Origin of the sequence: Streptomyces sp. ME02-8801-2C, from assembly GCF_033793965.1 — a bacterium.
Taxonomy (GTDB): domain Bacteria; phylum Actinomycetota; class Actinomycetes; order Streptomycetales; family Streptomycetaceae; genus Streptomyces.
Window position 1 is genome coordinate 250,452 of sequence record NZ_JARAXP010000008.1, and the last position, 14,057, is coordinate 264,508.

Here is a 14,057-nt window from a genome sequence, read left to right on the forward strand (position 1 = left end):
GCCGTCACTATAGGGGAGTTGGTGATCAAATTTGCGGTGTTTCGGTTCGGTCCTCACAAACCGTCCACGTTTCAGGTGGCGCACGGACGGTCACTGTCAGTGGCGGGAGGCATGCTGGGGGCATGACGGATCTTCGGCCGCTGGAGGCGGAACTGCGGGGGGCCGTCCGGGGCGAGGTCGGTTTCGACGCGATGTCCCGGGCGCTGACCACCATGGACGCGTCGAACTACCGGCGCGTCCCGCTCGGCGTCGTCGCACCGCGCGACGCGGACGACGTGGCGGCGGCCCTGGCCGTCTGCCGGGCGCACGGGGTGCCGGTCGTGGCGCGCGGCGGGGGCACGTCGATCGCGGGCCAGGCGACGGGCACGGGGGTCGTTCTGGACTTCACCCGGCACATGAACCACCTCCTTTCCCTCAACCACGAGGAACAGACGGCTGTTGTTCAGCCGGGCCTGGTCCTGGACCGTCTCCAGGAGGCGGCGGCCCCGCACGGTCTGCGTTTCGGCCCCGATCCGTCGACCCACGGCCGCTGCACGCTCGGCGGCATGATCGGCAACAACTCCTGCGGCGCGCACTCCGTCGCCTGGGGCACCACGGCGGACAACGTGCGCGAACTGACGGTGATCCGCGCGCGCGGCGACCGGCTCCGCCCGGGCCAGGACTGGGCGGGCGCCCCGGACGGTCTGCGGCGCCTGGTGGAGGGCGAGTTGGCCCGCCTGCGCACGGGCTTCCCCGACCTCCCCCGCCGCATCTCCGGGTACGCGCTGGACGCGCTGCTCCCCGAGAAGGGCGCGGACGTCGCCCGCTCCTTCTGCGGCTCCGAGGGCACCCTGGGCATCGTCACGGAGGCGGTCGTACGCCTGGTCGAGGCCCCACGCGCGCGTGCGCTGGCCGTGCTGGCGTACGCGGACGAGAGCGCGGCGGCGGAAGCGGCGGCAGGTCTGCTGCCGTACGGGCCGCTGACGGTCGAGGGCATGGCCGCCGACCTGGTCCGCACCGTGACCGACCTGCCCCGGGGCGGCGCCTGGCTGTTCGTGGAGACGGGCGGCGCGGATGCGGCACAGGCACGCGCGCGTGCGGACGCGATCGTACGGGCGGCGGACGTCACGGACGCCCTCGTGGTGTCCGACCCGGCCCACCAGCGCGCCCTGTGGCGCGTCCGGGAGGACGCGAGCGGCACGGCGACACGGATGCCGGACGGCACGGAGGCCTGGCCCGGCTGGGAGGACTGCGCGGTGCCGCCGGCCCGACTGGGCGCGTATCTGCGGGACTTCAGGGGGCTGCTGCGCGACCACGGCCTGCGCGGCACGCCGTACGGCCACTTCGGCGACGGCTGCATCCACGTACGCATCGACTTCGACCTGGTGACGAGTGGCGGGGTGGCCCGCTTCCGCCGCTTCTCGGAGGAACTGGCGGAGCTGGTGGTGTCCCACGGCGGATCCTTGTCCGGCGAACACGGCGACGGCCAGGCCCGCGCGGAACTGCTCCCGAAGATGTACGCCCCCGAGGTGATCGCCCTCTTCGAGCGCACGAAGGCCCTCTGGGACCCGGACGACCTCCTGAACCCCGGCATGCTGGTCCACCCCGCCCGCCTGGACGAGAACCTCCGCTTCGCGGTCCTTCCCCGCAAGCCGGTGGAGGTGGCCTTCGGCTACCCGGCGGACGGCGGGGACTTCGCGGCGGCGGTGAGCAGATGTGTGGGGGTGGCGAAGTGCCGCACCCCGGCAGCGGCCGTCGGTACGGCTGGTCCGGCCGGCTCGGAGGTGATGTGTCCGTCGTTCCGGGTGACGGGCGAGGAGGCGCACTCCACGCGTGGGCGGGCCCGGCTGCTGCACGAGATGCTCGCCGGTGAGGTGATCACGGACGGCTGGCGCTCGGAGGAGGTCCGGGACGCGCTGGACCTGTGCCTGTCCTGCAAGGGCTGCCGCTCGGACTGCCCGGTCGAGGTCGACATGGCCACGTACAAGGCGGAGTTCCTCCATCACCACTGGTCGGGTCGCCTCCGCCCGGCGGCCCACTACTCGATGGGCCGGTTGCCGGTGTGGCTGGGGGTGGTCGCCCGTACGCGTACGGCGTGGCTGGTCAACTCCCTCGCTTCCGTACGGGTGTTGGCGGCGCCGGCGAAGAGGCTGGGCGGAATCGCGCCCGAGCGGGAGATTCCGGAGGTGGCGCGTGAGACGTTCAGCCGCTGGTGGGGGAGGAGAAAGGGGGCCGCGTCGCGGGACGACGGGCGGCGGCGACCGAGGGTCGTCCTGTGGCCCGACACCTTCACCGAGCACCTGACGCCGGCGGTGGGGCAGGCGGCCGTACGGGTACTGGAGGCGGCGGGCCTGGAGGTGGGGCTGCCGCCGACCGGTCGCGCCGGCACCAGGGTCTGCTGCGGTCTGACGTACGTCTCGACGGGCCAACTCGACCGGGCGCGCGCGGTGTTGTGCCGCACGCTCGACCTGATGGAACCGGCCCTGGAGGCGGGCACGCCGGTGACGGTCCTGGAGCCGAGCTGCGCGGCAGCGCTCCGCACGGACCTGCCGGAACTACTGCCGGAGGACCCGCGTGCGCGTCGCCTCGCGGACACGGTCCTCACGTTCGCCGAGACCCTGGAACACCACGCCCCCGACTGGACCCCGCCCCGCGTGGAACGCCCGGCGACCGGCCAGACCCACTGCCACCAGCACGCGGTACTGGGCGACGCGGCGGACCGCCGCCTGCGCACGGCGGCGGGCCTGACGGGTGAACTGGCGGGCGGCTGCTGCGGCCTGGCGGGCAACTTCGGCTTCGAGAAGGGCCACTACGAGGTGTCGGTGGCCTGCGCGGAGGAACAGCTGCTCCCGGCGGTACGGGAGGCGGGGGAGGGGGCGGTGGTGCTGGCGGACGGGTTCTCGTGCCGGACGCAGTTGGAGCAGCTGGGCGGGGTGCGGGGGCGGCACTTGGCGGAGGTGCTGGCGGAGGGGATGGCGGAGGTGCTGGCGGAGGGGATGGCGGAGGGGATGGCGGAGGGGATGGAGGGGGAAGGGGCATGAGCCGTCGTGATCATGTCATCGTTCTGTGACAGCGTTGTCCGGAAACGATGCGCCGGGAACCCTTAAACTCGTCGCCCCCTCATGATGATCAAGAAAGAAACGAGAAGCCGAGCCCGTGTCGGCCTCAACACACTGATCACCAAGGGGATTTCATGTCCGGCAACCGTCGCAAGGCCATACTCGTCTCCGCAGCCCTTGTAGGCGGTGCCATGCTGATGACCGCGTGCCAAGGCACGTCCACGGACACGGACACCGGCGCCGCGAAGGGCTCTTCGTCCGCCACTCCGTCCGCCACCGCGGCCGACACTGCCGCCACCCCGTCCGGCTCGTCGACCGGGGCCACCCCGCCCGGATCGTCGACCGCGGGCAGCGGGCAGAGCACCGGCAAGGACTCCGGCGCGACGGGCAAGGGAACCGAGGACGGGGCCGGATCCGGTGTCGACACCGGCAACGGCAAGAGGGAGCCGGTCGAGCAGGGCTGTGGCGCCAACGACATCTCCTGGAGCACCAAGTCCGAGACGCAGGGCGGCGGATACATCCTGATCATCGCGAAGGCGAAGCCGGGGATCAGCTGCTACCTGCCCGCCGCGCTGCCGACCGTGGCCTTCGGATCCGACGGCACCGAGGCAGGCCCGGCGGAGCAGTCCGTCGGCGACCAGATCAAGCTGAGCGGGAGCACCGTCGCCTACGCCGGGGTGAACCCCAAGAGCACCAACTCCGACGGTGGCAAGGAGCTGGACAGCATCATCGTCGCCATCGGCAACGACGACCCCGACCCGGTTTCCCTGCCGGTCGGCACCATCACTGTCGAGGAGCCGGTCGTCACCAACTGGCACACCTCCGCGGCGGACGCCGTCCCCTTCAGCTGAACCGGCCTGGCGGCCGAGAGTGCCCCGGAGATCAGGCAGCCGGATCCGACGGCCCGACGATCGCCCTCAGCGCAGCAAGGTGACCCCGGTAGGCGTCCCGGCCACGCCGGGTCAGGCGGAGCCACACGCGCTGCCGGGTGTCGCGGACGGCCTTGCGCTGCTCGACGTAACCGGCGTCCATCAGCACGGTGACGTGCTTGCTCAGCACGGAGGCGGAGAGGTCGAGTTGCTGTTGGACCAGGCCGAACTCGGCCTCGCCCGCGGTGTCCAGGAGGGCGCAGACACGCAGCCGGTTCGGGGCGTGGATGGTGGCGTCGAAACCCTCCAGGGGGTCAGGGGTTTCGGCGCTCATGCCGTCTTCCGGTGCAGACGGACGAAGGCGAGGTGGAAGCCGACGGACACGCCCGCACTGATCAGCGAGGCCGCGATCAGCCACACCGGCCGTCCGGTGACGCGGAACGCGAACGCGGACCCCACCAGCAGCACGGGCAGGCCGACCGCGAGCGGCACGGTCGCCCGCTTCGGCAGCACGTCCAGCCGCAGCGCCACCCCGGTCCTCTCGCGCCACGCCTTGGCGGCGACGGCGAAGAGTGCCCCGTACGCGGCGGTGGTCACGAGCATGATGCCCAGCCAGGCGGGACGCGGCAGCAGCCAGTCCGAGTCGGCCATGACGCCTCCGTAGACGACCGGGAGAGCGGCGATGTAGAGCGTGAGCGTGACGAAGAACCAGGTCGGCCACGGTGTCGCCGACAGCGCTGCGGCGGATGACCGGACGTGCTCGGTGTCGGCCAGTGCGGAACGGGCCTGTTCCGGCGTGAGTGGTACCCCGTGAGTTTCCATGACGGAAAGAGTAGCGGACAGTTTCCCATGTGGAAAGAGTCGAGTTTCCGGCATGGCAAGTGACTTCCGGGCGGTTCGGCAACCACACAGCTGTCTGCCCTGCTGACTCAGTGAAGGCAGCGTTGGTGAGAGGCCCGTGCCGTAACAGCGACCAGACTCCCTCGACCGGGTTCAAGTCCGGTGCGTAAGTGGAGAGTTGGACGATGGTGAGCCAGTCGGGTGCGGCCGCGTACTCACGCATCCCGGAGGCCCGGTGCGTGTTGAGATTGTCCCAGATCAGGACGATGGGAGCCTCGAGTCGGATGTGGGCGCGGACGACCAGGTCGCGGTAGCCGCTCCAGGCGAAGGTGTCGCGGCCTGCGGCCACACGTCCTTCTTCCACAGGCCCACCGCCTGTTCGTCTCGCTCAAGTGCCCGGCGGGCGGGACACTGCCAGGATCAGCCGTGCTGGTGCAGCAGCCGCCACACCACCGCCGACGAGCAGTCCAGCCCGGCGAACTGCTCATCAGACAGCTTGGGCAGTTTCGGCGGCCCGGCGGAGGCGAGCGCGTCCATCCCGCCCTCCCGCCAGGCACGACGCCGGCGTTCCACCGACCGCTCACTCACCCGCAGATCCTTCGCGGTCACCTCGGTTCTCTCACCGCGACCAAACCGCTCGCCTGCCTCGTACCGGATCCGTTCGCGTAACCGCCGCCTCTCGGCGGTCAGTCCGCCACCCTGCGCGTACCGCATAGCACCGGCCTACCGCAGGGATCACCACCCGTCACCAACCCCGACAACACCCCGAAGAGATCAGTAACTTGTCCGGGAGGGACCGGGTGGGACCGGGAGGGAGAAGTCGTGGTCGCGGTGCTGATGAGGCTGTGGTGATCGTCGTGTACTGGCTCGTCATCGCCCTCTGCGGGGTGGTGGGCACCACGTTCCTCCGGTTCGCCGGGCGGAGCTGGCGGGAGGGGCACTCGTACGCCTACAGGATGCGTCTTGTGCCGTACTCGGACGACTTCAAGAAGGGCATCGAGCGGGCCTTCGGCACGGTTGGCGCCTTCCACTGGGTGGCGGCCCTGTTGATGGCCACGGTCCTGCTCACCCCCGCGTCCCTCACCACGTGGGAGGCGGGCTTGCTGGGCGCGCTGCTGGTCGCCCTGCTGACCGGCATGGCTCTGACGCTGTCGATCATCTGGTTCAACCGCCCCCGCTTCCTCGTTCCCCCGCACATGCGCACGCAACGGGGGACGGCGAGGGCGCGCGCGGCCGGCCGCAGGTGTCACTGAACAACTCGGGGTCTCGCGCGAGGTGTCGTCACGCAACAGCGTGAGGATCTTCGGCGCCTGAAGGGGCGTATTTCATCATGGCGACGAAAATCCGTGTGCGGGCCTGGGTGCGGAGTTCCACGAGTGCAGTCAACTGCGATGACAGCGGGGCTCTTTGGTGCCACCCCCTCAGCTTGGCGATCATTTTGTGAAATGGGTGGCGAAGCATGGAATCCCTGGCCTGTATCCCTTGTCTGATCATGGGCGCCGCCCGCGCCTGGACATGCCAAGGGAGTTCCGTGAGGACCAGTCGCGCAGACCACTTCCGAAGAAGACCCAACAGCAGATCCAAGTCAGGTTCACCTCGACGGGCAACAACAGCAACGGTGCTGGCGCTGTTGCTTGTCACCGAAGCGGCGGTAACGCTTTCCACTACTGGGCAGGCCTTCGCAGCCCCCGCTCACAAGGAGCGGACCAGCTCGGCGGCGAAGTCCAGCTCCACCTCTACCGGACCACTCTCGGCTCCTGACGCGGCGTCGGCACTCGCTACAGCCCGATTGCGTAAACGCAAGGTCGAAATCCTTGGCCAACGCACGGCCAGGACCACGACTTGGGCAAATCCGAACGGCTCCTTGACCACCTGGTCGTATGCCGCGCCGATCCGCTTCAAGCGAGCCGGGCAGTGGGTTGATGTCGATACGACCCTGCGCATGAACGCGGAAGGTTCTGTCACGCCCAAGGCCCAGCCAAATGGTCTGGTTCTCGCGCCCGGCGGCAGGAACGCCGTGCTTGCTGACGTCGGCGCGGGCGAGCACCGCGTCGCGGTCGGGTGGAAGGGGACGCTTCCCAAACCGTCCGTCAGGGGCGCCACCGCCACCTACGCGAACGTTGCGCCGGGCGCGGATGTGACCGTGCAGGCGACGCGGACCGGCTTCGAGGAGAACGTGATCCTCAAGTCGCGACCCAAAGCCGGCTACACGGTGACCGTGCCCGTTTCCGCGAAGGGGCTGACGGCCAAGCAGCACAAGGACGGCTCGATCACCTTCACCGATTCCCACGGTAAGGACGCCGGCACCATACCCGCGCCGGTGATGTGGGATGCGCGGGTCGACGCCAAGTCCCTTGAGCACCCGCACCGGGCGCCGGTCAGAATGACCATGTCCCAGGCCGGAGACACGGTGAATCTCACCCTGACCCCGGACGCGAGGTTCCTGGCAGACCCCGGCACGCGGTACCCGGTCACGGTGGACCCTTCCACGAGTCTGTCCAGCGTGCTGGACACGTTTGTGGAGAACACGGACTCCACGGCGGAGTACACCTCCACGGACCTGAAGCTGGGCACCTACGACGCCGGCACCGATGTGGCGCGCTCGTTCCTCCAGTTCCCGGTCCCCCAACTGCAGAACACCCAGATCCTGTCCTCCTCGCTGAACCTGTACGAGTACTGGGCCGGCGACTGCGTCCAGAAGCCCTGGGAACTGTGGCAGACCGGTGCTGCGGACACCGGCACCGTCTGGTCCAATCAGCCGTCGTGGACCACGAAGTACGCCACCACCAGCGCGACCGCCGGATACCCGTCCAACTGCGGCGGCTCCAAGCCCGCAGGCTGGGTGTCGATCGACCCGTCCACGTTCCTGCAGTACGCCGGTGACCACGGCTACAACTACGCCAGCATCGGACTTCGGGCCACCGACGAGACCGACTCCAGCGGCTGGAAGCGGTTCTACTCGGCCAACGCCTCCAGCGATGTGCCGTATCTGTCGGTTACGTACAACTCGTATCCGATGGCCTCGTCGCCAACCGTCGCGCCGGGTGTCTCCGCGACCTCCGCGTCCACGACGACGCTCTACTCCAACACCACCACACCGCAGTTGCAGTCCACGGTCACCGATGCCGACGGCGGCAATGTGATGGCCCAGTGGAACGTCTACGACACCACCAGCGGCGCCAACACCAAAATCATCTCCAACCTCAACGGCAGCTGGACTGCCTCCGGCGGTGTCTCCAGCGCTTCCGTCCCGGCCGGAACACTGGTGAACGGTCACACCTACACGGCGTGGCCCTATGGGTATGACGGCTCCCTGTGGTCGCGTCAGACCGTCCCGAACGGGCTGGTCTTCACGGTCGACACCACCAAGCCCGGGGCTCCGACGATCGCCTCGACGGACTACCCCTCCGGCGGTTGGGGCAAGGGCGCCGGACAGAGCGGTGCATTCACCATCACCCCGCCCTCCGGGGGCACGGACACCTCCGGCGTCGTCTGGCAGCTCGACTCCGGGTCCCAGAACTCCGTCGCGACCACTGGCAGCGCTGTGAGCGTCAGCGTCACCCCGCCCACCGACGGTCCGCACACCCTGACCGTTTCCACCCGCGACAATGCCGGCAACCTGTCCGCATCAACGGTCTACGGCTTCAACGCGGGTAACGGCGCTGTCACCTCGCCCGCCGACGGCAGCAGGACCGCCCGGCGCGTCACGTTGACCGCCGCCGCAGCGTCATCGACCTGGCAGTCGGTGACGTACCAGTACCGGCGATCCGCGACGGACAACTGGACCACCATCCCGGTCGCCGACGTGACCTCCGGCGGCACCGCTGTGAGCGGTTGGCCGGTGGTCGTCACGAACGGTGCCCCTTCCCCCCTTGTCTGGGACGTTTCGGACACCTTGGGCGATGACGGGTCGGCTCAGGTCCGTGCCGAGTTCACAGACACTTCCTCGGCGAGCCACGACACCTCCGCCGTGACCGTCACCCTGGACCGCGCGGCCACCCAGACCGCTGGTGCCTCGGTCGGACCGGGCACGCTCAACCTCTCAACCGGCAACTACACCCTGTCCGGACCGGAAACCTCCGTCTTCGGAATGTCGGTCGGGGAGACACTCGATTCCCGCACCCCCCAGGGGACCCCGCCTGCTGGTCAGACCGCTCCCTTCGGTCCCGGCTGGCAACTGGCGGGCGCTTCCGCGACGGCGATGACGGACTACACCGAGATCCGTCCGGTAACCTCCACTGCCGTCGAACTCGTCGGCTCAGCCGGCTCGCAGGTCTCGTTCACCAAGAACAGCAACGGGTCCTGGACTCCGGAGCCCGGCGCTGAGGCGTACACACTCAGCTACAGCAGCTCCGCGGACACCTACACGCTGACCGACACCTCGGGAACGGCAACGGTCTTCGCCAAGTCCTCCACCACGGCGGGTGTGTGGGCTGTCGCTTCGACCAGCCCGGCGGGCAGCGGCACCACGGTCCGCTACCGCTTCGATTCCGTGACCAGCGGCGGCACCACCTCTATGCGTCTGGCCCGGATGGCCGCGCCCACGGCCGCGATCTCCGACCTCAACGCGTCATGCCTCACCCCGACAACGCCCGCAGCGGGTTGCCGGGTCCTGCAATTGGGCTACGCCGCCGCGACCACCGCGACGGGCACGACCAGCGGTACGTTCGGCGACTACGCCGGCCAGGTCAACACCATCGTCATGTGGGCCACCGACCCGTCCACGGGCACGGAGACATCCAAGACCGTCGCCCAGTACGCGTACGACTCCACCGGTGCCCTCCGCCAGGTGTGGAACCCGCAGATCACGCCGAACCTCGTGACCGCGTACAGCTACACCTCGGCCGGCCGGGTGGCCACCCTCACGCCTCCGGGCCAGCTCCCCTGGACGTTCACCTACGGCGCCGCGGGTACCAACGGTGACACCAACGCGGGCCGCCTGCTGAGCGTCTCCCGCCCGACCCTCGCCCCGGGCTCCGCGTCGTCCACCAACGGCACGGCAAGCACCACGGTCGTCTACGACGTACCCCTCACCACCTCGGCGGGCGGCCCCTACGCGATGGGCGCCTCGGACGTGGCCTCCTTGGCCCAGGCCGATGCGCCGACCGACGCCACGGCGATCTTCCCCCCTGACCAGGTTCCTGCCTCCAACACCGGTGCCGGGAACCTCACCTCCAGCTCCTACACCCGTGCCGAGATCCACTACCTCGATGTCAACGGGCGCGAGTCCAACACCGCCTCCCCCGGTGGGCACATCACCACCACCGACTATGACGCTGTTGGGAACCCCGCTCGCCAGCTGAGCGCTGCCAACCGCGAACTCGCCCTGGCCTCGAGCACCAACACCGAGCTCAATGTGCTCGGACTGGCGGCGATGACCACCGCGCAGCGTGCCAACCTGCTGTCCACGGTGAACGTTCTCGACAGCAGCGGTCAGCTCCTGACCGATACCTACGGTCCGCTGCACGAGGTCACTCTGGAGCACGCGTTGGCCGCCTCGGGTACCAGCGCCGCCCGTGCGGCCGGATCTGTCGTCGCCGCTCGGACACACACCCACAACACCTACGACGAAGGCCGTCCCACCGACGGCTCCGCGAACGCGTCAGGTCTGGTGACCACCGCCGTCACCGGCAGCACCGTTGCGGGCTACGCCACGGACGCCGACACACGCACCACCAAGACCACCTACGACTGGACGCTGGGAGAGGCGACCAGGACAACAGTCGACCCGGCAGGCCTCACGATCACCAACGCGACGGCGTACAACGCCGCCGGCGACGTGATCTCCGACTCCCAGCCCACCTCCGTCGGCTCCGACGCGGGCACCACGACGACCACCTACTACACCGCTACCGGAAGCAGTCCCTGCGGAGGCCACCCCGAGTGGACCGGCATGGTCTGCCAGACCGCCCCCGCCGGAGCCATCACCGGTGGTGGAACCAACCCGAGCCAGCGGGTCACCACGACGACCACGTACAACCTGTACGGCTTGCCGAGTACGGTGGCCCAGACCGCGAACGGAGTCACCCGCACCACCACAACCACCTACGACGCGGCAGGTCGCGTGAGCACGGTCGCGGTCTCCGGCGGTGTCGGCCAGGCTGTGCAGACGACGACCACGACATACAACTCGAGCAACGGGCAACAGGCCCAGGTCTCCACCCCTGACGGTGCCGCGACCACCTGGAGTTACGACCAACTCGGCCGTGGGATGTCGTCGACCGACGCGGACGGGAACACCGCCACCGTTCAGTACGACGCCCTGGACCGACCCACGCAGACCAGCGACACGGCGCCGTCGACCACCACCTACACCTACGACACCAGTAAGGACCCGCGCGGTGTGCCGACGACGCAGACCGACTCCAATGCCGGTGCCTTCAGCGCCACCTATGACGCCGACGGCAACGTGAGTACGGAGTCTCTGCCGGGATCGATCACGCTGAAGATCACCACGGACGAGACCGGACAGGTCACCTCCCGGGTCTACACCGACGCGAACGGGAACGTGCTGCTTTCCGACCAGGCGGGATACTCCGGGACCGGACTGGAGATCAGCCGGGCCCAGTCCACCGTCGGAGGTCTCGGCGTCAACGACATGTACGCCTACGACGCCGCGAGTCGTCTCGCGGACGTCAGCCAGACCGTCCTCACCACCAGCGCCACCACTGGCGCCACCAGTACCTGCACCACACGGCACTACGCGTTCGACAAGGACTTCAACCGCACGGGTCTGACCACGGCCGTCGGCGCTGCCAACGCGGCCTGCCCCACCAGCGGCGGCACCACGGTCAGTCACAGTTACGACAGCGCCGACCGTCTGGTCGACAGCGGCTACACCTACGACGCCCTTGGCCGCACGACCGCTGAGCCCAGTGGGACGACGACCGCGTACTACGCCAACGACCTGGCCTATCAGCAGACCTCCGGCACCAGCCGCGTCACCTGGCAGTTGGACCCTCTGGGCCGGAGCCGGTCCTCCACGTCGGCAACCAACACGTCCGGAAGCTGGGTCCAGACCGCAGTCCGTACCAATCACTACGACGGCACCTCGGACTCGCCTTCCTGGACCAGCGAAAGCCCGAGCGCGTACACGCGCAACGTCAGCGACATCACAGGAGACCTCAGCGCCATCTACTCTTCGGCGAACGGCGACGTCCTGCTGCAGCTCACCAACCTGCACGGTGACGTCAACATCGAGCTTCCCATCAACGACAGCGCCACTCCGGTCCTTGTGATGGCGGCCGACGAGTACGGCACACCGCTCGCCGGCACAAGCACGTCGCGCTATGGCTGGCTGGGCGGCAAGCAGCGCTCCAGCGAGACTCCCTCCGGGGACCTGCTCATGGGCGCTCGCCTGTACAACCCGTCACTCGGCCGTTTCCTCCAGACCGACCCGGTCTTCCAGGGATCCGCCACCGCCTACGACTACGTCAATCAGAATCCCGTCACGGCCTTCGACCTGGACGGCACCAGGACCGGGTCGTACTGCCGGCACGGCACCATGTGGAAGTACTGTCGGCTCTACCTGAGCGAATACCGCACCCAGCAGCTCATCTCGGCGCTCAACTGGGGCGCGTCGGTGACCACGGGTCTCGCCATCGCCGTCGGGGCTGCGGGAGGAGAAGCCGCGGCGATAGTCATCGGCTTGATTTCCGCCTTCTTGTGGATGAGCGAGGGAACGGTTCAGTGGATCGACACCAACGGCCACAACCGCGGCATCTATCTGGAAGTCGACTTCTTCGCGCACTGGCAGTTCAGCGTCAGGCACTGGAAGTGGGTCCGTCACTGGGTCCCGTACTGGGGCTGGATGGCGCACCAGTAATTTGATCGGTACCCGGGGGTGGGAAAACCCTTCCCACCCCCGGCCTCGCGGCGTCACCGACAACAATCCCCGATTCTGATCGAGATGAGGATTCCCGATATGACCAGCCATGGACTCGACGCGAGCCGTATCTTCCTGTTCGCTGTCGCCGCGGCCGGCATTGTCATCAACGTGCTCGCCCTCGCGCGAGTCGGCCCCTGGAAGGATCGCCCGCAGCGAACGGCACTGCCCCTTCTGCTCCTGAGCACCGGAATCGGCATCGGGGCGCTATCCGGTTTTCCCTCGACCCATCGGATGCTCTGGAACTCGATACTGCTGCCGCCGAGCATGGTGCTTGTGCTCCTCAGCGTGTACTTCTTCCTGCGCGTAGCGGCACGTCGCTGAGCAGCCCGATGCGGATCAGGTTGGTGGCCCTGCGCTCAGTTCAGCCGGTTCAACCGCTGCCCCCGGCTCTCGGCAATCCGAAGGGCATCGCGGAGAGCCTCGGTCAACCGCTCGGCCAGGAAACGGAGTTCGCCGCGTGGGGTGTCCGGGAGCAGTTCGCGGGCGTGGGTGAGCAATTTCCTGCCCATACCGAGTTGAATGGACTCCGTCGCGTCGGCCAGACGGGAGACGGGGCCGCCCTGGTCGTCGGTGATGAGGTAGCACGGCTTGCCTCCGTGACCTGACCAGGGCAACAGGCGTGGCTGGCACAGCAGTTCAGGGGACTCTGCCGACGTCGGTTCCGGTTCCATCAGGCGGCCTCCAGCCCGCGGGCCCAGTAGGGGCCGGACATGTCCAGGCCCCGGGCGGCCATGGCCGACTCCCGCTGCCGCAAGCGTTGTTCATGGGCGGCGAGGTAGGGGCGTACGGACCTGGTGGCGGTGCCGTCGATAGGGGTGTCGGCGTCCAGGCTGTAGGGGCTGCGGCGGGCGGGAAGTGTGGGGCGGGCCAGGGGTGGTGCGGTGGGTGCGAGAAGGATGAGTGGGTGGGTGCTGGGGTGAGTGCCACGTGGGGTGAGTAGAAGACTCACCCAGGTGGCCGAGCGGCCGATAATCTTCGTCACTGAGCATCCCGCCAAGCCGACGGGGTAGGCGTCCGCCGAATGGCGAAGGGCCTCTTCGGACTCACCCAGGGGGCGACCTCGGTGCCTCGACCGGGTCGAGGTCGACGGCTGCGCGTGTGGTCTCAATGAACTCGACCAGGAACTCGCCGACTGCTGCTTTCGGCAGGAAGCGGACCCACGGGAAGGCCTCGGGGAGCGCCTGGGTGAGCATCTTTGTCGCCCGGGGGTCGGTCTTCGTCATGGCGACGAAGACCCGTGTGGTGGCGTCAAGGACTCGCACAGGTTCGTCCGCGCGGGCCGCAGTGGTGAGGTACAGGTCCTCGTCGTCGCGCCGGCGCAGGCGGATGCCCTGGTGGGCGTCGGGCCGCATGCGGGCGACGGTGTCCTTGCGCGGCCGAGTCGGACCGGGGTGTGAGGCAGTGCCTCGCGCCGGCCCCGGC

At 68.8% G+C, this 14,057-nt stretch carries 11 protein-coding genes and 1 pseudogene; 5 read left to right on the forward strand and 7 right to left on the reverse strand.

From position 1 onward, the window contains the following. Positions 1-122 precede the first annotated feature (122 nt). Entirely contained in the window at positions 123-3,020 is a 2,898-nt protein-coding gene (locus tag PV396_RS26975) for an FAD-binding and (Fe-S)-binding domain-containing protein (RefSeq protein ID WP_319208787.1), read from the forward strand. A 152-nt stretch (positions 3,021-3,172) separates the two neighbouring features. Beyond that, positions 3,173-3,889 carry a hypothetical protein gene (locus tag PV396_RS26980; RefSeq protein ID WP_319208789.1) on the forward strand — a complete coding sequence of 239 codons (717 nt, stop codon included), beginning with the start codon at positions 3,173-3,175 and terminating at the stop codon, positions 3,887-3,889. 31 nt (positions 3,890-3,920) lie between these two features. On the opposite strand, the gene PV396_RS26985 is transcribed toward PV396_RS26980, so the two are convergent. From PV396_RS26985 to PV396_RS45205, 4 genes and pseudogenes are all read right to left on the reverse strand, one after another. Further along, positions 3,921-4,241 carry a transcriptional regulator gene (locus PV396_RS26985; protein WP_319209329.1) on the reverse strand — a complete coding sequence of 107 codons (321 nt, stop codon included), beginning with the start codon at positions 4,239-4,241 and terminating at the stop codon, positions 3,921-3,923. Further along, entirely contained in the window at positions 4,238-4,729 is a 492-nt protein-coding gene (locus tag PV396_RS26990; protein WP_319208790.1) for a hypothetical protein, read from the reverse strand. The genes PV396_RS26985 and PV396_RS26990 overlap by 4 nt, the downstream gene beginning before the upstream one ends. A 109-nt stretch (positions 4,730-4,838) precedes the next feature. After that, positions 4,839-5,087, reverse strand: a pseudogene (locus PV396_RS26995) (transposase); the annotation flags it as partial. Between the two features lie 80 nt (positions 5,088-5,167). Beyond that, positions 5,168-5,461: a helix-turn-helix domain-containing protein gene (locus tag PV396_RS45205; RefSeq protein WP_416071482.1), complete on the reverse strand. Its 294-nt coding sequence runs from the start codon at positions 5,459-5,461 to the stop codon at positions 5,168-5,170. Between the two features lie 134 nt (positions 5,462-5,595). On the opposite strand from PV396_RS45205, the gene PV396_RS27005 reads away from it, so the two are divergent. From PV396_RS27005 to PV396_RS27015, 3 genes are all read left to right on the forward strand, one after another. Next, a complete protein-coding gene (locus PV396_RS27005) occupies positions 5,596-6,000 on the forward strand; it encodes a hypothetical protein (RefSeq protein ID WP_319208794.1) in 405 nt (134 codons plus the stop codon). A 689-nt stretch (positions 6,001-6,689) separates the two neighbouring features. Beyond that, positions 6,690-12,572 carry a DNRLRE domain-containing protein gene (locus PV396_RS27010; protein WP_319208796.1) on the forward strand — a complete coding sequence of 1,961 codons (5,883 nt, stop codon included), beginning with the start codon at positions 6,690-6,692 and terminating at the stop codon, positions 12,570-12,572. 99 nt (positions 12,573-12,671) lie between these two features. Next, positions 12,672-12,956, forward strand: a complete 285-nt coding sequence (locus PV396_RS27015; protein WP_319208797.1) for a hypothetical protein — start codon at positions 12,672-12,674, stop codon at positions 12,954-12,956. A 35-nt stretch (positions 12,957-12,991) separates the two neighbouring features. Here PV396_RS27015 and PV396_RS27020 read toward each other — a convergent pair whose 3' ends face one another. From PV396_RS27020 to PV396_RS27030, 3 genes are all read right to left on the reverse strand, one after another. Then, entirely contained in the window at positions 12,992-13,306 is a 315-nt protein-coding gene (locus tag PV396_RS27020; RefSeq protein WP_319208799.1) for a hypothetical protein, read from the reverse strand. After that, positions 13,306-13,617, reverse strand: a complete 312-nt coding sequence (locus tag PV396_RS27025; protein WP_319208800.1) for a hypothetical protein — start codon at positions 13,615-13,617, stop codon at positions 13,306-13,308. The genes PV396_RS27020 and PV396_RS27025 overlap by 1 nt, the downstream gene beginning before the upstream one ends. A gap of 61 nt (positions 13,618-13,678) precedes the next feature. Further along, entirely contained in the window at positions 13,679-13,987 is a 309-nt protein-coding gene (locus PV396_RS27030) for a hypothetical protein (RefSeq protein WP_319208802.1), read from the reverse strand. Between the last annotated feature and the right edge of the window lie 70 nt (positions 13,988-14,057).

What these genes read in the sequence shown, in the direction of transcription:
- PV396_RS26975 (WP_319208787.1), top strand. Translation starts at nt 123, where the DNA reads ATGACGGATCTTCGGCCGCTGGAGGCGGAACTGCGGGGGGCCGTCCGG.
- PV396_RS26980 (WP_319208789.1), top strand. Translation starts at nt 3,173, where the DNA reads ATGTCCGGCAACCGTCGCAAGGCCATACTCGTCTCCGCAGCCCTTGTA.
- PV396_RS26985 (WP_319209329.1), bottom strand. Translation starts at nt 4,241, where the DNA reads ATGAGCGCCGAAACCCCTGACCCCCTGGAGGGTTTCGACGCCACCATC.
- PV396_RS26990 (WP_319208790.1), bottom strand. Translation starts at nt 4,729, where the DNA reads ATGGAAACTCACGGGGTACCACTCACGCCGGAACAGGCCCGTTCCGCA.
- PV396_RS45205 (WP_416071482.1), bottom strand. Translation starts at nt 5,461, where the DNA reads ATGCGGTACGCGCAGGGTGGCGGACTGACCGCCGAGAGGCGGCGGTTA.
- PV396_RS27010 (WP_319208796.1), top strand. Translation starts at nt 6,690, where the DNA reads ATGAACGCGGAAGGTTCTGTCACGCCCAAGGCCCAGCCAAATGGTCTG.
- PV396_RS27015 (WP_319208797.1), top strand. Translation starts at nt 12,672, where the DNA reads ATGACCAGCCATGGACTCGACGCGAGCCGTATCTTCCTGTTCGCTGTC.
- PV396_RS27020 (WP_319208799.1), bottom strand. Translation starts at nt 13,306, where the DNA reads ATGGAACCGGAACCGACGTCGGCAGAGTCCCCTGAACTGCTGTGCCAG.
- PV396_RS27030 (WP_319208802.1), bottom strand. Translation starts at nt 13,987, where the DNA reads ATGCGGCCCGACGCCCACCAGGGCATCCGCCTGCGCCGGCGCGACGAC.